The sequence below is a fragment of the Urinicoccus massiliensis genome (assembly GCF_900120405.1).
Lineage (GTDB): Bacteria > Bacillota > Clostridia > Tissierellales > Peptoniphilaceae > Urinicoccus > Urinicoccus massiliensis.
In genome coordinates this window covers 1,039,668-1,065,038 of sequence record NZ_LT635493.1, presented here as the reverse complement: position 1 = coordinate 1,065,038, position 25,371 = coordinate 1,039,668, and the positions used below count along the sequence as shown (strand labels likewise).

16 protein-coding genes, 1 pseudogene and 2 riboswitches are annotated in these 25,371 nt (G+C 42.9%); all 17 genes and pseudogenes read right to left on the bottom strand.

The features are described 5' to 3' along the window. A complete protein-coding gene (locus BQ7400_RS09585; RefSeq protein WP_072470338.1) occupies positions 1-1,122 on the bottom strand; it encodes a DUF4430 domain-containing protein in 1,122 nt (373 codons plus the stop codon). A 1-nt stretch (position 1,123) separates the two neighbouring features. After that, positions 1,124-1,867: an S-layer homology domain-containing protein gene (locus BQ7400_RS09580; RefSeq protein ID WP_072470336.1), complete on the bottom strand. Its 744-nt coding sequence runs from the start codon at positions 1,865-1,867 to the stop codon at positions 1,124-1,126. 227 nt (positions 1,868-2,094) lie between these two features. Next, entirely contained in the window at positions 2,095-3,633 is a 1,539-nt protein-coding gene (locus BQ7400_RS09575; protein WP_072470334.1) for an S-layer homology domain-containing protein, read from the bottom strand. Continuing rightward, the gene (locus BQ7400_RS09570) at positions 3,630-5,267 is read right to left on the bottom strand and encodes an ABC transporter ATP-binding protein (RefSeq protein ID WP_072470332.1); all 1,638 of its coding nucleotides are present in this window, start codon (positions 5,265-5,267) and stop codon (positions 3,630-3,632) included. The genes BQ7400_RS09575 and BQ7400_RS09570 overlap by 4 nt, the downstream gene beginning before the upstream one ends. Beyond that, positions 5,249-6,130 (bottom strand): energy-coupling factor transporter transmembrane component T, encoded by an 882-nt coding sequence (locus BQ7400_RS10495; RefSeq protein WP_072470479.1) that lies wholly within the window; start codon positions 6,128-6,130, stop codon positions 5,249-5,251. Before BQ7400_RS10495 ends, BQ7400_RS09570 begins: the two co-directional genes overlap by 19 nt. A gap of 64 nt (positions 6,131-6,194) precedes the next feature. Next, positions 6,195-6,584 carry a hypothetical protein gene (locus tag BQ7400_RS09560; protein ID WP_072470330.1) on the bottom strand — a complete coding sequence of 130 codons (390 nt, stop codon included), beginning with the start codon at positions 6,582-6,584 and terminating at the stop codon, positions 6,195-6,197. A 283-nt stretch (positions 6,585-6,867) separates the two neighbouring features. Further along, positions 6,868-7,049, bottom strand: a riboswitch (cobalamin riboswitch). 166 nt (positions 7,050-7,215) lie between these two features. After that, the gene (locus BQ7400_RS09555) at positions 7,216-11,661 is read right to left on the bottom strand and encodes an S-layer homology domain-containing protein (RefSeq protein WP_072470328.1); all 4,446 of its coding nucleotides are present in this window, start codon (positions 11,659-11,661) and stop codon (positions 7,216-7,218) included. An 82-nt stretch (positions 11,662-11,743) separates the two neighbouring features. Next, positions 11,744-12,799, bottom strand: coding sequence for a hypothetical protein (locus BQ7400_RS09550; protein ID WP_009431817.1), 1,056 nt, complete (start codon positions 12,797-12,799; stop codon positions 11,744-11,746). Positions 12,800-14,123: 1,324 nt separating this feature from the next. Beyond that, a complete protein-coding gene (locus BQ7400_RS09545; RefSeq protein WP_072470326.1) occupies positions 14,124-17,558 on the bottom strand; it encodes an S-layer homology domain-containing protein in 3,435 nt (1,144 codons plus the stop codon). Positions 17,559-17,640: 82 nt separating this feature from the next. Continuing rightward, positions 17,641-17,787, bottom strand: coding sequence for a DUF2292 domain-containing protein (locus BQ7400_RS09540; RefSeq protein WP_034437824.1), 147 nt, complete (start codon positions 17,785-17,787; stop codon positions 17,641-17,643). Positions 17,788-17,931: 144 nt separating this feature from the next. Then, positions 17,932-18,104: riboswitch (cobalamin riboswitch) on the bottom strand. A gap of 263 nt (positions 18,105-18,367) precedes the next feature. Then, positions 18,368-18,788, bottom strand: a pseudogene (tnpA, locus tag BQ7400_RS09535) (IS200/IS605 family transposase). Between the two features lie 167 nt (positions 18,789-18,955). Further along, positions 18,956-20,266: a hemolysin family protein gene (locus BQ7400_RS09530; protein WP_072470324.1), complete on the bottom strand. Its 1,311-nt coding sequence runs from the start codon at positions 20,264-20,266 to the stop codon at positions 18,956-18,958. A 39-nt stretch (positions 20,267-20,305) separates the two neighbouring features. Next, the gene (locus BQ7400_RS09525) at positions 20,306-21,082 is read right to left on the bottom strand and encodes an ABC transporter ATP-binding protein (protein ID WP_072470322.1); all 777 of its coding nucleotides are present in this window, start codon (positions 21,080-21,082) and stop codon (positions 20,306-20,308) included. Continuing rightward, the gene (locus BQ7400_RS09520) at positions 21,066-21,875 is read right to left on the bottom strand and encodes an ATP-binding cassette domain-containing protein (RefSeq protein WP_072470320.1); all 810 of its coding nucleotides are present in this window, start codon (positions 21,873-21,875) and stop codon (positions 21,066-21,068) included. Before BQ7400_RS09520 ends, BQ7400_RS09525 begins: the two co-directional genes overlap by 17 nt. Continuing rightward, positions 21,863-22,675 carry an ABC transporter permease gene (locus BQ7400_RS09515; RefSeq protein WP_072470318.1) on the bottom strand — a complete coding sequence of 271 codons (813 nt, stop codon included), beginning with the start codon at positions 22,673-22,675 and terminating at the stop codon, positions 21,863-21,865. The genes BQ7400_RS09520 and BQ7400_RS09515 overlap by 13 nt, the downstream gene beginning before the upstream one ends. After that, on the bottom strand, positions 22,672-23,631 hold the full coding sequence (locus BQ7400_RS09510) for an ABC transporter permease (protein WP_219306820.1): 960 nt from the start codon (positions 23,629-23,631) through the stop codon (positions 22,672-22,674). The genes BQ7400_RS09515 and BQ7400_RS09510 overlap by 4 nt, the downstream gene beginning before the upstream one ends. Positions 23,632-23,685: 54 nt before the next feature. After that, positions 23,686-25,317 (bottom strand): nickel ABC transporter substrate-binding protein, encoded by a 1,632-nt coding sequence (gene nikA / locus BQ7400_RS09505; RefSeq protein WP_072470316.1) that lies wholly within the window; start codon positions 25,315-25,317, stop codon positions 23,686-23,688. Between the last annotated feature and the right edge of the window lie 54 nt (positions 25,318-25,371).

Sequence of the window (25,371 nt, the reverse complement as noted above, 5' to 3'; positions counted from 1 at the left end):
TTATTTGGCCATGGAGTTATCTCCTACATCCCGGCCTAAATCACAGGTGTAAAGCCATTCAATTTTATCCCCTGCTTTGACTTCATATCTTGAGCATCCATAATTTGGAAACCAGCCGTTGACCTTGTACATCCAACCAGACAATTCCCCACAATCAAATTCATAGAGGTTGTTAATCCCCATAATATAGGCAGAGTTATAGGCCGGAGTAAAATTAGATTCCATATGGATCTTCCTGGCCTTGGTCTCCCGGTCCAAAATATCAAAAACAGATTCCCCGGGATGAAATTCCACACTGGTTTCCGGCAAAATAATCCCATTTGTTGGTAAAACATCAATCTTGTCCAAGTCAAACCGGTCCATATTATCCAAGATTGTCTTGCACTGGATGGATAGGGTACAGGTTTCCAACTGGTCTTGTTTGGCAACGCTGCCGGGTTCTACCGGCTTGGGCTTGCCTGCTGGTGTCGGAGCTGTTTGATATTGGTCTTTTTTCCCCTTAGAGGTTGCAAGGATAGCTGCCTGCTTGGCTTTTTTATCTTCTTGGTCTTTTTTTGCCTTTTCCTCTGGAGTCACCTGGGCTTGTTGCGTCTGGGCAATGGCCTTTAATTCCGCCTTATTTTTTGCCTGGCTGGCAGGCTTGTTGGCTAGTGGAGGAATCCCCTGAACTTGAATGACCTTTTGGTCCTTAAAGGCCCCCTTATCTACACTGGCTTCGATTGTCAGCTGACTTTCCCTTTCTTCAAGGTCCAGGGTCAATAAACCCTGAGAATCAATTTGGGTTTTTCCCCCATGGGGACTGACAATGGCCCAGGCAATGCTTCGGTCATAATCCCCTTCCCCTTGAAATTCCCCAACAAATTGAACCTGGCTTCCAGGAGTGGCCGAATCTTGACTACTTGAAATAGAAAAACCGCTAATCTTTCCCGGTTCTTTTCCTGTTAATTTTTGTAAGTCCTCGTTTTCCTTTTTTTGGAGTTGACTAACCTTTTCTGCATCGGCCTGTCTATCTGCAGGTCGCAAGAAATCACTATTGTAAAAAAGTGTGATTATGAACAAAAGTCCTAGAACAACAAGCCCCAGGATCTTTTGTTTTTTTGTTAAGTTGTTAAAAGCCTTCATTTTATTTTAACCCTGCCAGTTGGTGGATCAGTTGAACAGCTTCTGCTCTTGAAATTTCTGCTTTAGGAGCAAAGCCTTCAGGACGTCCCTTAACGACTTTCTTTTCTACCATTAAGGCACAAGCTTCTTTTGCCCAAGAGTCAATTTCCTTATTATCTTTAAATTGATCTAAAACAGCCAGGTCAGCTTTTTGCTTATCAAGAGCTCTTGCCAACATAGAGAAGGCTTCTTGACGGGTAATAGTGGCATTAGGATCAAAGTTTCCATCCCCACGGCCAAAGATAATTTCATGGGCAGTGGCAATGTTGATGTCTGCTGCATACCAGTCTGTATCTTTCACATCCTTGAAGTCCTTGCTTTGTCTTTGACCCAGGCCCAGGTTTAAACCTTGAACAAGACCAACGGCAAATTCGCCCCGAGTAATGGCTTTTTCAGGTTGGAATTCCTTGCTTTCATTGGCAATTCCATAGCCCTTGCTTTCTGCAATTAGCTTTTCAGCCCAGTTGCCCTTGATGTCCTTAAAAACTTCTTCCTTGGCTTCTTCTTTTTTGGTATCTTCCTTAAGGTCTTTCTTAACTTCTTCCTTAGCGTCTTCTTTCACTTCTTCTTTTTTAGGAGCTTGAGCTTCTACTTTTGTTGCATCTTTTTTAGCTTCCTTGGCTTCACTTGCTGCAAAAACTTGTCCTGTTAGGGAAAATAAAAGGACACAGGCTAGTCCAAGTGCTTGTTTTTGTGTGTTTTTCATTTTTTCTCCTTCTTTCAAGGATAAGAACCAGGCTCGCTTTTAACGAATACTAGAAATGGTTCTTATCTTTTTTCAATTTCACCCAATTGCCGGGTCTTAATTGCTTTAACAAACTTAACATGAAAAGTAGCCATTAAACTCTCTTTCCAATGTTTAAATATACCACTTCTTTTTTTATAAATCTAGTCTTTTATTTTTAAATAAATCTTAAATAATAAAACTTCTTTCTATTTAGCTCCCGCCACTTGGTGGATGAGTTGAACAGCTTCCGCTCTTGAAATTTCCGCCTTGGGAGCAAGCCCCTCCGGACGGCCCTTAACCAAGTTTTTTCCCACCATTACAGAGCAGGCCTCTTGAGCCCATGAGGCAATGTCCTTCTTGTCCTTAAATTGGTCTAGCACGGCCAGGTCAGCTTTTTCCTTGTTAAGAGACCTTGCCAACATAGAGAAGGCTTCTTGCCGGGTAATGGTGGCCTTAGGATCAAAATTTCCATCTCCCCGGCCAAAGATAATTTCATGGGCCGTGGCAATCTTGATGTCCGCTGCATACCAATCTGTATCTTTCACATCCTTAAAGGCCTTCCCCGGTCTTTGGCCCAAGTTTAAACCTTGGACAAGACCCACGGCGAATTCGCCCCGGGTAATGGCCTTGCCTGGTTGGAAGGTCCCACTTCCATTGGCAATTCCATAGCCCTTGCTTTGAAGGATTAAATCCTTGGCCCAGTTTCCTTCCAGGTCAGTAAAGGCTTCTTGACTTTTTCCTCCCCTACCTTGGCCTCCTTGGAGGGCCACATCCTTCATATTAAACAAGGGCGTCTTACCTTCTTCAAAACGTTTCAGGGCAACCAACGCCTCCATGGCTTGGTCTGTTCCCATTCCATTGGCTTGACTTTCTGTGTGGATGTGTTTAAAACCACCACCTGGAGCCTTATAGCTTAAAAGAGCATCTACCAGACTATGCTTTTGTCCACTGGCATCACTTTTAACGAAACGGTAGTCCTTGGCTGGATCAATCCCTAGGCTAGTCAAGGCAATAATAGCTTGGGCTGACGATTCTGAATTTTCATTTCCCATAGTTGTGTAGCCCCCTGTAGGGAGTTGCATGTCAGAAAGAGCTTGAACCCCTCGATCGATGGCCCCCTTGACCCTGGCTTGACCCTTGTAGGGAGCCAAAGCATACAGAGCCATTGCCGTCATGTCCGGGTCAGCCTTGTCCCCCATCAGGTTCCAACCGCCACCCTTAACTTCCCTCCGTAAAATTTCCCCAATCATCCGATCCCTGGAATTTTGCTCTTGAGCCGGTTCAATAGGAGATAGGTCATAGCCCTTGGTATCCAGGGCAATTAGGGCCCAAATAGGTCCATTTAATCCTTGCTTGATTACACTATTAAAATTAGACAGGGGCTTCACCAAGTCATGGCCAGCAACATTTCTGGGGTCCTTCCCAATGGCTGTTAGGGCACAAATGATCCTGGAATATTCCGTAAACTTGTTTTTTGACAGGTCCCCATTCTTAGCTTGAACATGGGCCTCTACCCTCTTGTAGTAGTTGTCTAGGTAACCATCCGGTAGCTTTTCTCCACTTCTTGCCAAAGATAAAACCGTCCACTCTCCGGCTATGGTTCCAAAGTTTGGCTGGTCTACAGTTTGGTATAAAAACTGGGCCGTTTCAGCCACTTCCTTGTTGACTCTTGAACTGGCAAAGACCTGACCAGTCAAAGAAAATATCAGGCTAAGAGCCAAGAGTCCCGTAATTTTTCTTTTCATATCCCTTCCCTTTCTTGATCAAAATTTATTGCTTCCACTGCATCTTCAACTGTCAAAATATTGGGGTTTTCCTTGCGAAAAATTTTATTGGCCGCCGTAGTATAGAAGTGGTTGCCCGAAAAAAATTCCCTGCGAGAACCCTGACTGATGCACTCTCCATTAAAAAACAAAGAACACCTATGGGCCGTTTCAGCACAAAATTCCACATCATGGCTCACCATTAAAACACTGCCCCCCTCTTGCAAATAGTCCCTTAAAAGCCCCTTAAACTTCAACTTAAAATCCCCATCCATTCCCTTGGTGGGCTCATCTAAAAGCAAAATTTTCGGTCTTTTAAGAAAAATCTTAGCCAAGGCCAGGCGTTCCATCTCCCCTCCACTTAAATCAAAGGGGTGGTGGTCCAGGATCCTGCCCAAGTCAAAGTCCTCAATGACTTTTTTTAAGGCCTCCTGGTCTTGGGTCATTTCCTCCAACTCCTCCCGAGCCCTTTTATAAACAAACAAGGCCTTGGGGTGCTGGGGAACCAGGGCCAAATCCTCTGGCCTTGTCCCGGGTTTACGTCGGACTCCCTCATGAAAAATCTTTCCCCGATGGGCCTCCTCCACCCCGGCTATGACCTTTAAAAGGCTGGACTTACCTGCCCCATTTCCTCCCAGGATAGCATGAATTTCTCCCTTTTTTAAGTCGAAATTCACCCCCTTTAAAACATCCGGCCCCTCCTTTTGATAGCGGAAATAAATCTTTTCCATGGATAAAAGACTGGGACCATCGACAAAGCCTTCCCGGTCTTGGTCCTCTAAGTCCCTTCTTTCTATTTTAGGCCGACTTCTCAAGGCCTCCCCAACCGTTAGGGGAACCTGGTCCGTCCAGGAACTTTTCGCATAAATTTGCACAGGACTGGGAAGAGATTTTAAAATCGCCTGGGGATTGCTTTTCATTTCTTGAGCGAAAGACCTGGGGTCCCCATCAAAAGCAATTTTCCCATCCTGTAAAAACAAGATCCTCTTAGCCAGAGCATAGGGCTCCGTCAGACGGTGCTCACTCACCAAGACAGTAATGCCCAGCTCTTGGCAAACCCGGTTTAGCCCCTGGAAAAACTCCAAGGAAGCAATAGGGTCCAGCATGGCCGTAGGTTCATCCAAGAGCAACAACTTTGGCTGCATGCACAAAATAGAAGCCAGGTTCACCATCTGGAGTTGCCCCCCAGAAAGGTCCCTTACCTTCTTTAAAAACCAGGGCTCCATACCAAAAAAACTGGCAATCTCGCCAACCCTAAGCCGCATAGTCTCCTGGTCCAAACCCAGTGACTCCAAACCAAAAGCCAACTCATGCCAAACCTTGTCCGTGACAATTTGATTTTGAGGATCCTGTTGGACAAAACCAATGCCCTGGGCATCCTCTCTTAAGCTCAGCTGGTCCAACTCCTTCCCCTGGAAAAAAATCCTCCCTTTTTTGTCACCAAAGGCAGCCAGAGGCTTTTTACATTGCCTTAAAAGAGTCGTTTTTCCCGAAGCAGACAGGCCCGTCAAAAGAACAAACTCCCCCTCCTTTAGGGAAAAATCCACATTGTTTAAAATCCAGGGTCCCTCCCCAGGATATTTAAAGGAAAAATTTTCTACTTTAAGTATTTCCACCGATATTCCTCCAAAAGAGATACAAACACAGGCATAAAGGCAAACAAGATAAAGGCCCCAAAGGCAAAAATAGAAAAAGGCGTCAATTTGGCAATTTTCACCATGGGATAAATCACCAACTTAAACTTCCTCCGGTAGGCTGCCAAGATACAAATCGAGGCACAAAAGACCAAAAGGCCAAGAAGGACCCAGTCCCTTCTTTCCATTTTAAAAAGTGCAAAATGAGTCCTGCCGGGAAGCCCGTGTCCCCTGGCCTTCATAGAGTCCGCTGTTTCAATACTGGCCTCCAAAGACCAGGTGACAAAAATCGAAAAAATCTTCAGGGCATTTTTAAACCGCCGCCACAAGTTTCCCTGGGACAAGTCCTCCCCAATCCCCAAGCGACAGGCATAAATGGTCTTAATCCTTTCCTTATAAAGAGGGACAAAACGTAAAACCATAGAAAGAATCAAGGATAAAGACGGGAAAACCCCCGCTGATAAGTACAAAATGCGGTCCGAAGTCATAATCCGGTTGTGGCAAGCAAGCCAAAGGATGGTTGACGTAAACATGGCCCCGGCCGACAGACCAAAAAAAATAGATTCTAGGGTCAAGGGATTCCCATTGGGAAAATAAGCTAAAATTGTGGCCCCTTGGTGGACCAAAAGAGGGTTTAAAATGCTAATAAAAACCCCCGATCCCAAGGCCATATAAAAAGTCTTTAAACTCCTGCCAAAGCCCACCTGGATCCAGTTATAAACCAAGGCCCCCAACAAGCTGAAGACTTGAACCACAGGATGTCGAAGAAACATGGTAAAGGCCACAATTCCAAGAAAAAATCCCCCCTGGCCCCAGGGGTTGTAGTCCTTAAAAAAATCATTCATAACTACCTCTTAAAATCTAGGTCCTAGGCCTAGGTCAAATTCCGTAAAATTCACTCTCCATCCCCTAAAGCACTTTAAATTCCCTCTGGTTTAATTGAGGCGGAACCATAATCGCCGTCCCAATCAATTCCCTGGTTAAATTCGCTATGAGCAAACTTAAAGCATTCGCCCCTTGGCTAGCCAAGTCATAGGCCATCTCCCTTACCCGGTCCAAAGAAACCGGATCTGTAAAAGCTACATGGATGCTCTGGTCAATTTGCAAATAAAACAAAGACCTGGGTCTTGGTCCCACCTCAGTATGGAGCTGGTAAACCACCTCAGTGCCCCCTTCCAATTGTTGAATTCCCACTTGGTGGCTAACGTGGATATCCAAGGGCTCAGACCTGTCCGGAATATTCTCTAAAAGACCGCCTGTACACTTTTCCAACTGGACAAGAACATTTTTAACTTCCATAATTTTTCCTCCTATTGAAAGACACTTGGAAAATCCAAGCGTCCTTCTGCTCATTTATGAATTTTGGTTCTGAAAAAAGCTCTTTTACTCCAAAATGGAGAGGGGTGAAAGCATCAAAACATTGAGAGAGTAGGGGGGATGCCTTCACCCAAGAATCTATGCTCCTGCAATAGGCCGTTACCGGCCCGGAAACAAGCAAATTTTCCAATAAAAAAAGACATTGGATTGACCAATGCCCGTATTTGCACAGTTATACTAGGGTGTAAATGGACGTTTCCTCGCGTCTTACACAATCTTTTATGCATGTATTCTGACTTACCTATCCTAACAGACTATCCCCTTCCCGAAAAAATCAGTGGTTTCGATAGCCCACTCCTGGCTTACAGCGGCGGGACCGTTTTGGATTTACACCAAATTCCATCTTAGTTTTCATCAAGTGAAACAACATAAAAGCTTTATTCTTTATTATGAATTCATTATATATTTTCAGTCTGGTAAAGTCAAGAAAAAAGTCCTTAATTCCCCCTAAATTTAGGGAAAATTAAGGACTTTTTTTCTAGTTTTTTTACAAAAAAATTAAGGAGCAAGAATCTCTTCATGCTCCTTAATTCCTCTTCGTATTTTTTACTACTTACTTATTCAATTGATAGATAACCGTTGCCAATTCTGCTCTTGTAAAGCTGGATTTGGGTTCAAAGGTGTTTCTATCGGTTCCATGGAGGATGCCTGCTTGGGTCATGCGTTTTACGCTGTCTGCTGCCCAGGATGACATTTCTCCTTGGTCTTTAAAGTATAGGGCTCCTCTGTTTCCATAGGCCTTGTTGGTTGCTTGGAAGTAGCGGTCTAAGATGGTGGCCATTTCTTCTCTTGTCATGGTTTGGTCTGGAGCAAACCTGCTGCTGCCGGTTCCTTCCACGATCTTCTTTTCTTGGGCCCAGTTGACGGCTGCTTCGTAGTAAACGCCTTTTGGCACGTCGGTAAACTTGTTCTTCTTGTAGTTTTCTTCCTTAATACCTGCTAGACGAGATAAAACGGTAACAAATTCTGCTCTCGTTGTTGGACGGTCGGGGCTAAAGTTTGTAATGGAGGTTCCGACTAGGTAGCCTCTGTCCATGCAGTATTTGATAAAGTCTCTTGCCCAGTGGCTCTTGATGTCGGTCATGTTTTGATAGCTGGAATTTCTTACCAGGACCTTGTGGCCTTGGTTGATTTTTTCTGCTTCTTGGGCCAGCTTATCGGCAAGTTTTAAGTCCTTGTAGGCCTTGTTTAACTTGTCGTAGGCTCTTTCTAGGGACCTTTCTGTCCGTTTGGAATAGTTTAATTCATCCTTTGCTTGGTCTAAAGTATCTTTTAAGTCTTTCCAAGTTTCCTTGGTGTAGTTCTTTTCTTCCAGCCTTTCAATGGTTTTGATTAAATCTCTTAGATTCTTTTCTGCCTTGGTCATGTCTTCAGGAACAATCTTGTGCTTGTCCAATTCATCCTTGGCTTGTGTCAGGGCTATCCGAGCGGAATTTAGAGCATCTTCGGAAGAATTTGCATCCTTCAATACGGCCTTGGCCTTATACATTTCCTTGTCAAAAGCATCCCATGCCTTGGATTCATAATCTGCCTTCTTGAGGTTGGATAGTCTACGGATTAAGCCTTCTAAGGATTCTTTTGCTTTTTCTTTGTCTGGAAGTGTATTTGCTTTTTTCAATCCACTCATGGCATCAGTGATAATCTTACAGGCTTCCGTGTAGGCTTGAAGATTTCCTTGGTGTTTTGCAGATGTAAGAGCTACTTGTAGTTTATCTCTGGACTCTTGAGTGTAGCTAGAATCCTTGATAAGCCCTTCTGCTGTAGCTACTAGACTATCAAAGTCTTTCTTAGTTTTTTCCTTACCTGGATTTTCTGCCTTTAATTCAATTGTATAGGAATCTCCCAATTCCTTGGCCGTTTTTGTGAATTTTCCTTGGTATAGGACTCCATCCTTGGTTACCACAGTATAGAAATAGGTGTAGCCTAGGTTACTAACAGGAATGTTAGTGTCCTTACTTAAATCATCGAAGGTATAAGTTTCTCCCCCAGCCGTAATGGTTAAGGATTTAATTTGATCTTTTCCGACTTTCTTGCCTTGACTGTCCTTAAAATTAAAGTCAATTCTTCTTAAAGAAAGCTTCTTTCGGTAAGTTCCTTTGACGATAAGGTCTACATCATCTGCTGGCATAACAAAGGAATAGTTTCGTGTGATAAGACCAGTCTTTTCATCTTTTGTTTCTGAGTCTTTGTTTAGCTTTACTGGCTTATCAGCTTGGTCTTGGGCATTGACTTCTGTAATTTCTTCCCCCTGTACTTGGAAACGAATGGTGTGGCCTTCTTGGAATTTACTCAATAGTTCTAATTCAGTTTTGTCATCTGTAGATTCCTGAATATTGGTAAATTCAACCTTTGTTCCTTCTTGTAAAAGATGGATGTTATGTTGCTTATTTAAATCAAAGGCCCCTTCTCCTTCATCTCCACTCTTCACCCAGGATAGATATACACAATTTTTTGGATATAAGTCACTTAGATCGTGAGATGGAATGGGTTTCAAGTGGTAAACTCCTTGGTCATCTTTTTCTATAGGCAATTTCAAAAGGCCATACCGGGCCTCCATCCCAGAAAGTTTCCACTCACTAGCACTATCATCAATTTTTAAATATAGGGTATCTCCCTTTTCTACCTTCACATCTTCTGGCCTAGTAAAATCTTTAAAGTCAGTTCCATTAACGGACCAGGAAACCTTTAGGGGTGCCTTAAAAACATCTACATTCCCAGGGATCCAAACAGTAAATGGGTCGTTATATTCTGTTGGCATGCTAGTTCTTTCAAAGCGAGGGTATAAAACGGTATCTTCCTCAATAGGAGTTTCTTCCGTATACTTTTTTCCTCCATATCGCTCATCATACCAACCTAAAAACTCACCTAGAGTATGTTGTGGCCAGGATGCTTTTATTTTAGGATAATTATCTGATATCCATTGAAATGGTTCTTTAAAACACGAACCATGTTCCACAAGTTGTACCAGTTCTTGACATTCTTTTCCTCCTTGTCTCTCACCTTTATATTTAAGTTCTACCCCTCCTAGTGAATTCGACTTATCAGCTGCCATATCAAACAGAACAACATGTTGTTTTTCTATATCATCGGACTTAATCACCATAGAATACTCACTAGCCTTTCCTCCCTTCCCCTTGATAAAGAGGCTAGTGGTGCCATCTGGATTAAAGTTAATTGGTTGATCAACGTAACCAGAAAGAGCTCTTAAATCGCCTTCTGGGTCTGCACCATCACTAGTTTCAAAACGAGAGGGTACAATATAACTAAGGGTGTTATAGGCATGGATATTAGTTGATTCATCAATTCTAATTGTAGCTTTGTTATTGAAAATCCGTTCCCGGTCTTGTTTGTCTTTCACTACAAAAGAAATTAAGTTCCCATTAATGCTTCCTTTTCCTAAAACTCTTTTTGGATTACCAAATTCCACCAAACTAATTTTTTGTATACTGGGTTGGGCATATTGGTGCTTATCATCTTGGTCTGTATTCTCATTTTTTTGTAGTTTAAAATATAAGTCTGTGGTATTTTTATCCACCTGAACATTTTCTTGAGTCAGACCTTGAAAACCTGGATGTGAAATCTTCACGGTATAGGTCCCTGGACCTAATTCCCATACAAGTGCTGAACCTTCATCTTTTTTACCTGAGTCTCCATCTGTATCCGTATTCTCAATTTTAATCTCAGCATTGTAGAGTTTTTGAATATAGGTCTTGTCTGCATAGCCAGACACATGGATGTTAACAAGATGTTTTTCTTGCTTGGCTTGATTTGCTTTTTTTGCTTCTTCTACTGCTTTTTCTATTTCTTGTGTTTTTTCCGCTTTTGTTACTCTGTCTTTATAAGTTGTTTTTTCTTCATCACTTAAGTTTGCCAAACCTTCTATTGCTTTGTTGGCTTCTTCTTTGGCTTTAGATAAGTTTTTATCTTTTCCATTTTTCCACAACTCACTTAAATCAATAGTAAGTGTTCCTCCATGACTCTCACCTGTCCTATCGCCCCAATCAACTTTAATTTCTTGTAAATTATCTATATCTCCTATAATTTTATATTTCTGGTTCTCAAAATTAATAGATGAATCTTCAGCCGTAGTTACCGCGCTTAAATGCTCATTGTTTAATGCATACCGTTCTCCCCATAGATTTATGCAAGGATTTTCGAAAATATTACTTTTTGGTTTTATGGTTATTCTTTGCTTAGAGGCAGTAATTGAAAAATCAAGCTTTTTAAGTTCTCTTCCATCTGCTATTTTGTTTCCATCTAAAGACAAATATGTTCTACCATTTTTTGTTTTTGGAAGGTTTTGCAACGGTACTAAATCATCTGATGTGATTTCATTATTCTGAAGACTTACTTTATCAAGTAGTGTCAGGTCCTTAAGAGGGGTTAGGTTACTTACCTTGGTATTGTTTATATATAACATGGTTAAATTCGTTAGTTTTTTTAAGCTGGAAATATCTGTTAACTCTGATTGAACAAAGTCATCTTTCTGTTCTTGACCCTTTTCTAGCCCCCATATTTGTAAGCTTTCAAGTTTTGTTAAATCTTTTAAATAGGATATATCAGTTCCATCATAATGTAATAATAACTCTGTAACATTTTTTGCATTTTCTAGACCTTTTAAATCATGTATAATATCTCCATCGTCATAGCAATAAAAAGCAATCTCTGTCAGCCCTGCCAAGTCTGATTTTGTTATTTTCTCGTCTTCCTTTCTGTCCAGCGATACATTTATAAGCTTTTGCAAGGTTTTGTCCGGAATAACATTTTCATCTTCTGGCACTTCAGAACTACTTCTTTCTTGACTTGAAAGTGTTTTTTCATTTTTTTCTATAGGTGTATTTTTAACCTGCATTTGCAACACATTTGAATGATTTGCACCTACCTTTTCCGCATAAATTGGTGAATTATCAATTTCTTTAACAGCCAATAAGGAACTAGGAAAGGAGGATATTAAAAGGACAGCAGATAGTGCCCCTGCTAATTTTCTGTTTTTACTCATTGTTTTCTCCCTTTATAGAAAAGAAAAAAGAGAGAGGGGAAAGTTCTCCCCTCTCCCTCCTTTCAGCAATATTCTTCCAAATTTATTTAGCTTGTGTTAAAACTCTACCAGAATTTGCCCATTGGGGAACAAGGTCTTCAATGGATGGGGCAAAACGGTAAGATCTTAGGGCAGTAGGCATATCTCCACCACCAGGTTCTCCCCAACCAGCGTCAATATCTTGACCATAGGCCATGGTAAAGTTCCACCTCATGGCAGCATTCTTATTAAAGGTTTGTCCTGCAACGCCAACATTTGGCATAAACCATTTACTAGAATCTAATACCTTTGCATCTTTATCCACAGCATAGTTTACTGTATACATCCATCCGGAATAGTTGTTAATATCAAATTCTCCAATAGGATCAAAGCCTTGCTTGTTAATACGACGGATATAGCCTTGGTCTAAGCCTTCCATCGTTACCTTGTTAATTTCTCCAAATTTACGGAAAACTTCTGTTGCTGTAGTTCCCTTGGGTACAACAATTGTCGTTTCTCCTACTTGTGCAAAACCTTCCAGAGCATTCCTTACTTTTGCTTCATCCTTATGTCCTTTATGACCTGGAGTTTCCATCTTAGGCTTATAGGTCCCATCTAACCAAGCTTGCGGATTGGAAACGTCTAGTCCTACATTAATAGTCACTGTTTGTCCTTTAACTCCTCCTGAAATAGTGTAGGAGCCTTCTTCAAATTTTTTATCAGTTTTAGGAATGTTTAGTTCAATCACATTGGTTTTAGTTAAATCTAGGGTAAAATCAGCATTTCCACCAGCTTGAACTGTTTGTCCATTTAAGGTAAAACCATAATTTTTTTGTGCTTTTAGGTTTACTTTTACGTTTTTTAAGGCAGCTTCATTTTCGGCAGCATAGTATATATTCCCTCGCACAACATTTTTATAGGTTTTTCCTGTTTTACTAGTCCCTCCAAAGGTTGTAATTGTGGTATAGTCTGCTTTTCCTAAAGTGCTTGTTGCTTTGATATAAGATTTCTTTACATCCTTGCTAATATCTGCGTCTTTTGCCAGGGCTTGGCCTGGAATGGCAACAACTGAAAATAACATGACAAGAGCTAATAGATAACTCCAAAATTTTTTGTTCATCTTTATCCCTCCTAGGGTTTTATTGGCTATTCATTTCTTAATAGCAGTGATCATCTTACCTATTTTTCTTTTTTGTCCTCTCGGACATTCTCTGAACTGTCCAAGGGAACCACCCCCTTTACTACGGTATTCTTGTAATTTTTCTCTTTATGGGTTTTTCTATGTAACCATAAAGATACCTCCTTTCTTTTGCTTGTTAAGATGTTTGTGATTGTTTTTTAATTTAGGGGATAAGCCTTGTTAGGAAGATCTACTGTCTTTCCTCGTTGGCAGGGCAATATGCGTCTTTACTTTATGGGCGACTTACAACTACACATCGGTTCACTGCGTCCCTTTGGTCCTTGTTCACCGTGTGAGACTGCATCTTCCAGACCTAACTTGGCGACGAAGGAGCCATAGTAGGTCTTATACAACCAATTGCCCAAATTTTAATTTGGGTGCAATTGTCTGTGAACCTGCCTACGATTCGAGCTTCGCTCTCATCGGGCTAGGTCATAAACAGGGTCGCCCCTACATTTTGTTGACTGGCTTTCCCTTATTGTTGCATTTTTGTTTTGGTGTTTATGGGCGACACCAGGTCGCCCCTACAATGCAAAATCGAAGATTTTGGGCTAGACCTTCAAGAATCGCCCATACATTTTATGAACCGGCCTTTCCCCTCATTTTTATATTTTCTGATTTGGTGTTTTCGGGCGACACCAGGTCGCCCCTATAGGCTGATGAATGGTTTTGTAGGGGCTGGCCTGTCCAGCCCATTTACAATCCCGAATATATTTATTTTGGGATTATGGGTATTGGAATTATTCCCTGTATAAAAACATTCTGATTACCAATACGGGCGACACAACAGACGAATCTTTCCAATCGATGAACTGTAGGTTCATCTCTTGGAGATTCTTTGTATGAGACCTGCCACAAAATCGAAGATTTTGGGCTAGGGCTTCAAGGGTCGCCCCTACATTTTGTAAACCGGTTTTTCCCTCATTGTTATATTTTCTGATTTGGTCCTTACGGGCGACTTACAACTACACATCGGTTCACTGCGTCCCTTTGGTCCTTGTTCACCGTGTGAGACTGCATCTTCCAGACCTAACTTGGCGACGAAGGAGCCATAGTAGGTCTTATACAACCAATTGCCCAAATTTTAATTTGGGTGCAATTGTCTGTGAACCTGCCTACGATTCGAGCTTCGCTCTCATCGGGCTAGGTCATAAACAGGATCGCCCCTACATTTTGTAAACCGGACTTTTCCCTTATTCTTACATTTTCTGTTTTGGTCCTTGCGGGCGACACTAGGTCGCCCCTACAAAATTTTACAATGCTTTTATTGCCGGTCGATTTGGTAGAGGACTTGGGCGACTTGGGCCCGGGTTAGGGTTTGTTTGGGGTTGAAGTTGCCCTTTTGGTCTCCTACTAGAATTCCTTGTGAAGTTAGGGTGTCGACAGATTCCTTTGCCCAAGAGGAGAGCTTCTTTTGGTCTTTAAAGGTCCGTTTTTCTCTTTTACTTACTTTCTTTTCTACCTTTAAATACTCTTGGAAGACTTTTGCCATTTCTTCTCGAGTCATGGAGTCTTTGGGTCGGAAGTTTCCATGGTAGCCTGCGACTAGGCCTTGCTTTTTACTCCAGGCTACATAGGGGCCGTAGTAGGTGTTTGGATCTACGTCTTTAAAGGATTTTTCCGCTGTTACTACAACCTTTCTTCGACGGCCTAGAACGGTAACAAAGTCTCCCCGGCTGACGGGATCGTTGGCTCCAAAGGTTCCGTCTCCCTTGCCGGCAAAATAGCCCTTGTCTAGGCAATAGGTCATGGCTCCTTGGGCCCAATGGCCGGGAATATCTCGCAAGGTTTTACTTTCTGACCTTATAGGCTCTTTTGTCTCCACGTCTTTTACTTGGACGAAGCTTACATCTACCCGGTGGTCCTTGTCTACGGAATAGAAGGAATAGGATTCTATTTTCCCCTGGTCTTGTCCGTCAACCAGGACCCTGTCAATGACATAGCCCTTGTCCGGGAGGATTCTTAGGGTGAAGTTTTGATTTTTTTTCACTTGAATGGACCCGGAGGGGGCAACAGTTCCCCCTTGGTTATGGCGGACAGTAATGGTGTAATGATCTGTTTCTTCTATTTTGGCTCCTAGATCTTTTCCCAAGTCTCTAGTGTAGAGCCATTCTACCTTGTCTCCAGCATAAATCTTGTGCAGGGAGGCAGAGTGGTTAGGAAAGACACCATTAACCCGGTACATCCAACCACTGTTTGGTCCACCATCAAATTCTGCCAGGCCTTCAATGGCGGATACGTAAACTCCAGAATAGGTCTTGTGGTAGTTGTACTTATAGGTTAAGCCGGTTTTTTGTAAGAGAGAAAAGGCAGTATCTTCCCCAGGACGAATGGATAGGTTTTGGGCCGGGAAGTAGGTCCGCCCCTTGGGGTCTTTAACCAAGATGTTGGCTTGGTCTTTATGGGCCCCTTCTTTTTCCTTGACCTGGATGCTAAAGGTCGTTTTGAGTCCACCATAGGCAATGGTTACAATACGGTTGGGGCTCCAGGAAGAGGTGGAAAAATCAAAGACATTCAAATCTCTATTGTCCAGAACTTTGCTAGTCCCGTCGGAATAACTGGCCCGGACCTTTAACCCGTCTAGGCTGGGTTCTTCTCCTTCTTCATAGGTGGTTTTGTAGGGTAGGGAAAGAATTTCTAAATCTCTTAGGGTAACAACAGTATCAGGATCAATGGGCTTATCGGGTTTACTTGGGTTATCTTCCGGTTTTTCTTGACTAAAATCTTTAAAGCGGAAGGGGTAATAAGGAGCCTTACCTCCTCTTTCCTTAAAGTTTTGGTAGGCGGCTAGGGCTTGGAAGGCTTGTTGGGTGGACATGGAATTTGGTCCTACAGCATAACCTCCTTGGGCAACCTTTGTGTGGGTAAAGTCTTGGTCCCCTGTAACAAAGGACAAGAGGCCATCTACTACATCTTGTTTATGGTAGGAGAATCTCGGGTCATCTTTTGGATCAATTCCCATAGAAACCAAGGCCAGTAAGACTTGGGCTGTTGTTTCTGAAGTCTCTACATTTTGAGCACTATAGTAGCCAAAGTCCTTGGACCGGTAGCTTGACAGGGTATCTAGAGCCTTGTCTATGGCTTTTTTTACCTCTGCTTGGTCTTTATAGGGGGCCAAGGCTTGAATGGCCATGGCGGTGGTGTCTGGTCCTAAATTATTTCCGGGATTGTAAAGATCCCAACCCCCATAGGGCAATTGACGGTCCAGAAGGAGCCGGATTAAACGCTCCCTAGTCCACCGAGCATCCTTTGGCAGCTTATAGTTGCCAGAATCATAGGCCAAGAGGGCAAAGATATAATTATTAGTGGTTGTCCTTTCAGCTTCCATAGCCTTATAATTTGCCAGGCTTTCAATTAAATTAACCTTTTTCCCTTCTTTTGTTTTAAAATTTTGGACATCAAAGCCCGCTGCGGTCAAAGCCAAAATCGTTCGTTCATAGTCTGTCCCTGAATTTGGCTTTTTAATTAGGTCTTGGGCACTGGTTAAAAGCTTTGACGTATTTATAAAATTTTGACCATAAATGGCCAGGTTGACAACATCCCAGTCTTCTTGACCTCCCCCTCCTGTTCCATAATAAGAAGGAGCTATTTTTTCTAATAGGTCTTGAATCTTTTGCTTTTTTACCTCTTGGTCAAGACCTCCCCAGGTTTTTTTTGCTTCATAAATAACTCTTTCGCTTGTTTTGTTTCCTGCCTTATCTTGAACTGTATAAGTAACAAAAAAATTTTGAAGAGTCCCTTGGGGGTAGTAATCCACATTTTCAATTTTTAAAATTTCAGGTTCTACTTGGATTTGGTCTGTTAAATCCTTATCCACGTCATCATAAGCGGTTATGCCTTTTAAGAGGTCTTCTTTAGTGAAAACATCCCCTTCATAGCAGGTTACAGTTTTATTTGGAATGAAAAGGACGGGAGCGACTTGGTCTTTTTCATCCCCTTCCTTCACTACGGAATATTTGGTATCAATATAGGCGGTTTGTCCTCTTCGGGTCGAGACTTTAAAGCGAAGATATTGGGGGCTCGGTGTTAGATATTGGGTGTCAAACTGGCCGTCTTTCCAATTTTTAGCTTCCCCAATGGTTATTTCAGAAGTAATGTCTTCTTCTTCGTCATAGGCTTTCACACCCTTTAATAGGTCTTCCCGGGTGACTTTTTCAAAGCGTTTGAAGACATAGTGACTTTTGACTCCAGTGATGACAGGGTCTGGGTCTCCTGCGACATCAAGGGCAATTATATATTTTTTTTCTTGTTCATCTGGTTTGTCCTTTGAAACATAGATATTGGCAAAGTTTGTAAATTTATTTCTATAGCCTTCAGCTTTTGAAGGATTTGTGTCCTTTAACTTGTAGACATAGTCTCCTTGAATTTCCTTTGCGTCTTCTCCTGCTCCTAACCAAACTTTGGCCCTAGCATCGGCAGGAATCGCTCGAATGGTCACTTCTTTGGTCCCAGCGGGTAGGGCTATCCGATACTCTTTTTCATCTCTTCGGAAGGGGTACCTAAGAAAATATTCTTTTCCATCTACAAAAAAACGTAATTGGGCTAAGTCTTTGGAAACCGGCCCCTTATCTTCCTGGCTTGTTTCTTGAACTTGGGTCCTTTCCATTCCCAGGTCTTCCTGGGCAAAGCTGGCTGTAGGCAAGATGGATGTTGCTAAGATAATCCCTGCCAGCAGGCTGGCTAGTATTTTTTTCTTCATTTTTTCTCCTTTCTCATAAAAACAACCGGAGACATAGGAATTCTATCCCTATATCTCCGGTTGTCCGGTCAATATATGTACATTAAAGTTTTATGGACTTTTTCACTTCTTCCACCCGAATGGGTTCTCCATCTTGGATGATGATCTTTACTTCTCCGAAACTGGTCTGCCGAATTAAATTTAGCAGCTTGTTTTCTCTTTCGCTTACTTCTTCTTTGGTTTTTTTCACCCGCTCCTCACCTCCAGCTAAATTTTTGGGCGTTAAGCACAAAAAAACCCTAGGCAAAAAAACTTGCTTAGGGCTTTACACACAGGCTCCTGTGTTGAATTCTAAATTGTTTATTGCTTATATGCACACCCTAGTCCAAGAAGGTATCACACAAATAAAATGGCAGTTCTCCTGACTTACGAATCATCGCATCATTTACTTCCCTTCCCAATTTCTCAGTGGTTAGTAAGGCTCCTCGTTTACAGTGGCCGGACCGTTTGTGATTTCCACACAATTCTCTTTTCATTGCTAGGCAAACCATTTTATTAGCTATCCTTTTATTCACTTGAGTTTATTATAGCACATATACTTTTAAAATGGGACTGGTTTTTGAAAAATTCGTTCGAAATATAGACAAAAGTTTATAGTGTATCTTTTTTCTATTCTTCCCATTTTCTCATCATAACCACCCGTCAAACGGGTGGTTTGATCACGGGCTATAAGCCCGAGTAATACCAACCAGCGTCTCAAGGCGCTGGTTTTCACTTTGTTCAAACCTTATTGTTTTTGCCTCTTTAGCTAGCCCTGAAAGGGCTTTACTTCATCTTCTTTTGAATGGATCTTCGTATTCTTTTACACTTAATTTATCCATTGCTATGTCGTGTTGCTCTTGCTCTCTTATATACTTTGCTATTGTTTGCTCATTCAATCCTACCGTACTTACATAATATCCCTCTGCCCAAAAATGTCTGTTTCCAAATTTGTATTTTAGGTTTGCATGCTTGTCAAACATCATTAGTGCACTTTTTCCTTTCAAGTATCCCATGAAACTTGACACTGATATTTTTGGGGGAATACTAACTAACATATGCACATGATCTGGCATTAAATGTCCTAAATATTTCTCCCAAACTATCTCGGTATTGATTAAATACTATTTTTCGTCTATACTTTGGTGTAAAGACAATATGATATTTACACATCCACTTTGTGTGTGATAATGAATTTGCCTTTTGAGCCATTTAAGTCACCTCTTCATTATTTTAGGTCTGAACAACTCTATTATAATGCTGAGGTGATTTTTTGGTATAACCTTTTGTTGCCTACCCGCATAGCGGGTAGTTTTTTGTTTCGCACGCTTCGCGTGCTCAACTGACTAAAGTCATCAATAAAAATAAGCACTAGTTCCCTAGTGCTTAGCTTGGTCCAAGCATTCCACTTGAACTTTTTCGATTCTCTTGTCCTTGACGCTTAAAATCGTTAGGATGTTTTGGTTCTTATAGATGACCTGGTGGGGCTGCTTGTCATCTTTATCCGGGATAAAGCCCAGAAGTTCAATGGTAAGCCCCGACAGGGTTTCGTGGTTTTCCGAGGCAAAGTCGGTGTGGATGGCGTCATTAATGTCGTCCAGGTCCATGGACCCGTCGATGATGTAGGTATGGGCATTGATTTGCTCAATACCCTGGTCTACGGTGTCGTACTCGTCTTCAATGTCTCCCACGATTTCTTCCACAATGTCTTCCATGGTGACCATGCCGGAAAATCCCCCGTACTCGTCAATTAAAATGGCGATGTAGTTTTTGGTGGATTGAAGCTCTTTTAGGAGCCGGTCCACATTTTTACTTTCGGGAACGAAGTAGGGTTCTTTCAGGATCTTGTCGATGTTGATGGTCTTGTACTGGCTCTTGGCGTATTCCACAAAAATGTCCTTGATGTAGATGGTGCCAATGATGTTGTCTGTGTCTTCCTGGTAGACTGGGGCTCTGGAATAGCCGGTTTTCAGCATCTCTGAAATGGTATCTGTGGTAAATTCGTCATAATCAATCATGTAGAGGTCTGTCCTGGGGGTCATGATTTCATAGGCCTTGATGTCGTCAAAGTCCATAATGGAAACCATCATTTCTTCCCCGGACAGGTTGATAACACCTTGCTCTTTCCCCACCCGGATGTAGGATTTCAATTCTTCTTCGGAAATTTGCTCTTCCACATCGTCGGAATAGTTCCCTGTAATCTTGAGGAAAAATCCTGTTAGGATAGATAGGAGGCCCACAAAGGGTAGGCTGATAATCCGGAAAATTTCAATAAAGGATACCAGGCTTAGGCCTACTTTTTCCGGTGCTCTCAAGGCAATCCGCTTGGGAATTAATTCCCCAAAGAGGATGGAGAAAAAGGACAGGACAAAAATCACCAGGACAAAGGCCAGGCCGGAATGCAATCCCCAATGGCGGGCCATATAGGGGGCCAGGTCCTTGGCGGCTAGGCCGGCTGCATAAAAGCCTGTCAGGACAATCCCTACCTGGATGGTGGACAAAAATTGTTTTTGCTTGCTGGTTACCTTTAAGAGCAGGCGGGCCTTCCTGGACCCGTCTTCTTCTTTTTCTTGTATTTTTCCCTTGTTGGACGAAATCAACGCCATCTCTGCTGCAGAAAAAAGACCATTTACAATTGTTAAAATAATTATGATTAAGAGTGGTAGACTAACCCCCCCACCATCATCCATAAAAAAACCTCCTCGTTTTTTTATTTATTATATCAAATATCACTTGGAATTACTATCTCTTCCTTGTTTGAAGAAGTCTCCCAAAAGTTTGACGGACATGGGGTGGGTGGGTTTTTTAATTTCGTGACCTTCTTGGATGTCCAAGCGGTCGACGATTTCTCCTTGGTCCATGATAATGACTTGGTCGCAAAGGCCATAGGCCAGTAGGAAGTCATGGACGATAAAGAGGTAGCTTAAATTGTGCCTTTCCTTGATATGGGCCAGGAGTTGGAGGAGTTGTTTTTGAACCAGGTAGTCCAAGCCACTTAGGGCTTCGTCCAAAAGGAGGATCTCCGGCTCTTGGATCAGGGCCCGGGCGATGCAGAGTCTTTGAACTTGACCCCCGCTGAGTCTTCGAGCATTTTCCTCTAGGTTGAGGTGGCCCAGGCCCACTTGGTCCAGGGTCTTTCTGATTTTTTCCTCCTGGTCTTTTTTGTCCAGCTTTTGGTCCATGAATTTAAAGGGTTCTTCCATGACCATTCTCATGGTAAAGTTGGGGTTTACGGCTCCATAGGCGTTTTGAAAAACCACTTGTACCTTTTTACGGAGCTGTCTTCTTTCAACACGGGTCCGTTCTTTGACAGTTTTGTCGTCAAAGTAGATTTGTCCCCCGTCGGGTTTTTCCAATCCAACAATCAACCGTCCCAGGGTGGACTTGCCACTGCCGCTTTCTCCCATGATTCCCAGACAGGTAGAGTCCTTCACTTCCAGGTCCACCGATTTTAAAACGGTTCTTCCATTATAGGATTTTGTTAGTTTTTCAATCTTTAAATCCATAATCCCTCTTTTCTGGTATATCTCGGTAGCGCTTATAGGTTCTAGGGGCCAGCAGGGCCTTTCCGTACTCGCTCTTGGGGTTTTTTAACACTTCTTCCAAGGGACCACTTTCAATGAGGTCGCCTTTTTTCAGGATGACGATCCGGTCTACCAGGCCCTTGAGAAGCCGGTAGTCATGGGTGATGACCAAAAGTTGGGTCCCCTTGCTCTTGCAAATTCTCAAGAGGTCGGCTACATTTTCTGCATTCCAACTGTCCAGGGCTGAGGTGGGTTCATCGGCAATGACCATGTAGGGGTTTAATTCCATCATCATGGCCAGCATAACCCTTTGGAGCATCCCTCCACTGAGTTGGAAGGGGTATTTTTTCAAAAGGTCCCGGCTGTTTTCCAAGTTGAAGTCTTCCATGGCTTGGACGAACTTCTCCCGGGCCTGGTCTTTTGATATTTTTAAAAGGCTGGTTAGAACTTCCAGTCCATGGGACTCTATGGTTTGCATTTCATTAAAGAGGCCATGGGGGTTTTGGGCAATGTAGGCAATTTTCCGTCCCCGGATTTCTTGCCAGTCTTTTTCCTTTAATTTTAAAATATCCCAATCCCGATAGGTCAATTCTCCTTGAATGTCTGCTCCTTGGGGTTTTCGGCCGATTAAGAGCCTAGAAAAGAGGGTCTTACCGCTGCCGCTTTCCCCTACAATGCCCAAGGATTCGTGGGCTTCTAATTCAAAATTTAAATGGTTTAAGAGGACCCTATCCTTGATTTCTAGGGTCAGGTCCTTGACAATTAGTCTCTCCATAGGTCAACCCTTTCTTGTTTCTTTAGGTATTCACCTAAGAGGTTAAAGGTCACGACTGTAATTAAAATAGCCATACCTGGATAGATGGCCAGGCCTGGAATGGACCGGATATAGGACTTGGCGTCGTTGAGCATCATGCCCCATTCGGACACATTGGGTTGGACCCCAATGCCCAGGAAGGAAAATCCGGAAATCATCATGACCACTTCTCCAATACTCATCAAGGCCATAATTAAAATGGGTTTAAAGACAAAGGGCAGGATGTGAACTCTAAGGATATAGGGTACAGGTGCCCCCATGGTTTTAGCTCCCAAGACGTATTCTTGGTCCTTCATTAAAACCACCATGTTCCGAATGACCCGGGCATAGGGAACCCAGCCGACAGACGAAACAGCAATGATGATGTTACCCAGTCCTTGGCCCAAAATTCCTGCAAAGGCCATGGACAAGAGGAAGGGAGGAAAGGCCAAAACGATGTTGGTTAACCAGGTGAAAGTTTTTTCTACGCCTCCACCGGCCCAGCCCACCATGAGCCCCAAGGGAACGCCAATGCACAAGTTAATCAAGGTCACGATTCCGGCAATACTTAGGGACAGCTGGGTCCCAGTTACCAGTCTGGAAAAAACGTCCCGACCCATGTGGTCTGTTCCCAACCAATGGTCCGGTCCAGGCAGTTGAAGCTTGGCTGATAGTTCTACAAATTCAGGATTGTAGGGGGCCAGATATTTGGCGAAGATGGCAATAAAGACCAGGGTCAGGGCCATGGATAGAGCTATATAAAAAAGAATTGGTTTTTTCATTCCTTACCTCCCAGTCTCGTTCTCGGGTTAATAAAGTAGATCAGGCTTTGGGTGCCTCCATTTAGGATGATGGCCATGAGACCAAAAAGAAGAAGGGACCCTTGGATCAAGGGTAGGTCCGAAGTCCGAACGGCCCCTACAAACATCCGACCCAGTCCGGGCCAGGCAAAGACCTCTTCAATTAAGACACTTCCTGAAATAACATACATGATATTGGACGATAAGACCGTCATAAGAGGGATTTTTATGTTGTTCAAGAGGTGGTTTTTTAGGATATACTTTCTATCCACTCCCCGAACCAGGGCATTTTCCACATGGGGCTTGGCCATTTCTTCCAAGAGGACATTGCGGATAAATAGACTGGTTTGGCCCACCAGGGGCAGGTTCAAGCAAATGGCCGGCAGGATGTAGTTGGCAAAGCCTCCCCGACCTGAGCTGGGTAAAATTTGTAGTTTAACTGAAAAAAATAAAATCAGCATGTAGCCCAGCCAAAAGACAGGAATGGATACAAAGAGGAAGGACAGGCCTTGGACCAGCTTGTCCACCCAGCTTTTATTGTAGATGGCGGCTAAAAAGCCTCCCAGACTGGAAAAAATTAAAAGAAGGACAAAGGACACCGCCCCCAATTGCAGGGTGGGGATGGTGGCATTGGCCATAACGTGGAGGACGGGCCATTTTTTGACATAGGAATTGCCCAGGTCTCCCTTGACGGCCTTGCCCAGCCACATGGTGTATTGCTTGGTTACCGGCTTGTCCAGGTTTAAATAGGTCCTGGCCCGAGCCAAACTTTCATCATTAATCCCTACGTGGATGGTTCTAAGATAGTTGGCTGCTGGGTCTCCCGGTTGTATCTTGACCAAGACAAAGGTAAAGATAGAAATCACTACCAGGGTTAAAAAGAATAAGATGATTTTTCCCAGGCCCTTGGCCAGGGGATTTTTCTTCATTAGAGACATAGTTGACTCCCTTTAAATAAAAGAAAAGGGATAGTTTCCACTATCCCTTTTGACTTACTTGTTATCATGAGCTTTACTTGTTGAAAAAACGGGGAGGCGGTTTTCTTCAGGCATGAATTTAACATTTTCCAATTCGCCGGCCCGGTAGACGCAAGTAAGAGCTTGGTAGGTGACGGGAATATAAACTGCTTGTTCGTTTAAAGTTTTTAAAACGTAAGCATAGTCTTCCTTCATCTTGTTTTGGTCCGGTTCTACCAAAAGCTTGTTGATGGTGTCATGGAGTTTATCTCTCATGGGTAGACCCTTTTGAGCTGCATTGTCAGGGCTTCCATTTTCAGATTCAACAGTCATGGCTTGTAGGACGGCATGGGGATCCCATGGAGCACCCCAGGTGTAGTTTACCATAAGGTCAAAGTCACCCTTGGCTGCATTGGACCAGTGGGTTTTTTCTTCCAGAGCATTGAGTTCAACGTCTACACCAAGTTTTTTCCATTCACCTTGGACATATTCTGCCAGGCTCTTGTCGCTGTTTTTACTTGCAACAAAGGGGAAGACAAGTTTTAATTTTTGACCATCTTTTTCCCGAATTCCATCGGATCCTTTGACCCAACCGGCTTGGTCTAGGAGTTTTTCTGCTTCTTCTAGCTTGTAGTCGTAAATTTCTACTGGAACATCGGTATTTGGTACGTTCTTAGCAAAAAGGGTGTCGGCTGGTTGTTCAACTCCGCCAAAGATGTTTTTAGAAACACTTTCCTTGTCAACGGCATGACTTAAGGCCTTACGAACAGCAAGGTCTTTTAGGGGACCTCTAGATGTGTTGAATAGGATCAGCCGAGTGGACATTGGGTCAGAGCTTTCAGCTACATACTTGTCATCATTTTTGTAAGTGGTGAAACGGTCTAGGCTGATTAAGCCGTTTCCATATACCATATCCAGGTTTCCTGCTTCAAATTCCAAGGCTGTGGTTTCTGCATCAGGAATGGCCTTAATGGTTACTTCTTTTACGCCAGGTTTTTCACCCCAGTAGTATTCGTTTTGTACAAAAGTTGCATATTCGTTATCTTTGTGGTCTTTTAAAACCCAAGGACCGGTTCCGATAGGAGCCTTGATTCCCTTGGCAGTATCTCCATCATCTGGGAAGCCTGCATCCCCTAACATACGGATGGGGCGAATCATAGCCAGGTCATAAAGAGCTGCTGAATAGGGCTTGCTTAGGGTTAATTCAAAGGTGTAGTCGTCTACTGCCTTGAAGGTATCCAGGTAGTTGGTGAAGGTAAACCAGTTGTGGTTAGGCTTGTTTTCTTCAGAAAAGATGGTCTTGAAGTTCTTTTCAACGTTTTGTGCGTTGAAGTCAGATCCATCTGAGAACTTAACACCCTTTCTTAAATGGAAGGTATAGGTCTTTCCATCTTCTGAAATATCCCAGGATTCTGCCAGGGAGGGTTTGATTTCTCCGCCTTCTCCATAGTATACCAAGCCTTCATAAACCATATCTTGGGTTACGAATTGGCTGGGTAGGTACATATGTGGGTTTAAATCTCCTACTGGGTCCTCGTTGAAGGGGATAGTTAGAGTGTCATTGGACGCTGCATCTCCACCTGCTCCTCCCTTGCCACAAGCACTTAAGCCTAGGGCTAGGGCAAATAGGCAAAGAATTGCCAAGAGTCTTTGGGTTTTCTTTTTCATCACATTCTCCTTTTCTGGTTTGTGATTTTGGAGTTTATCAGGCTAAACCATTCC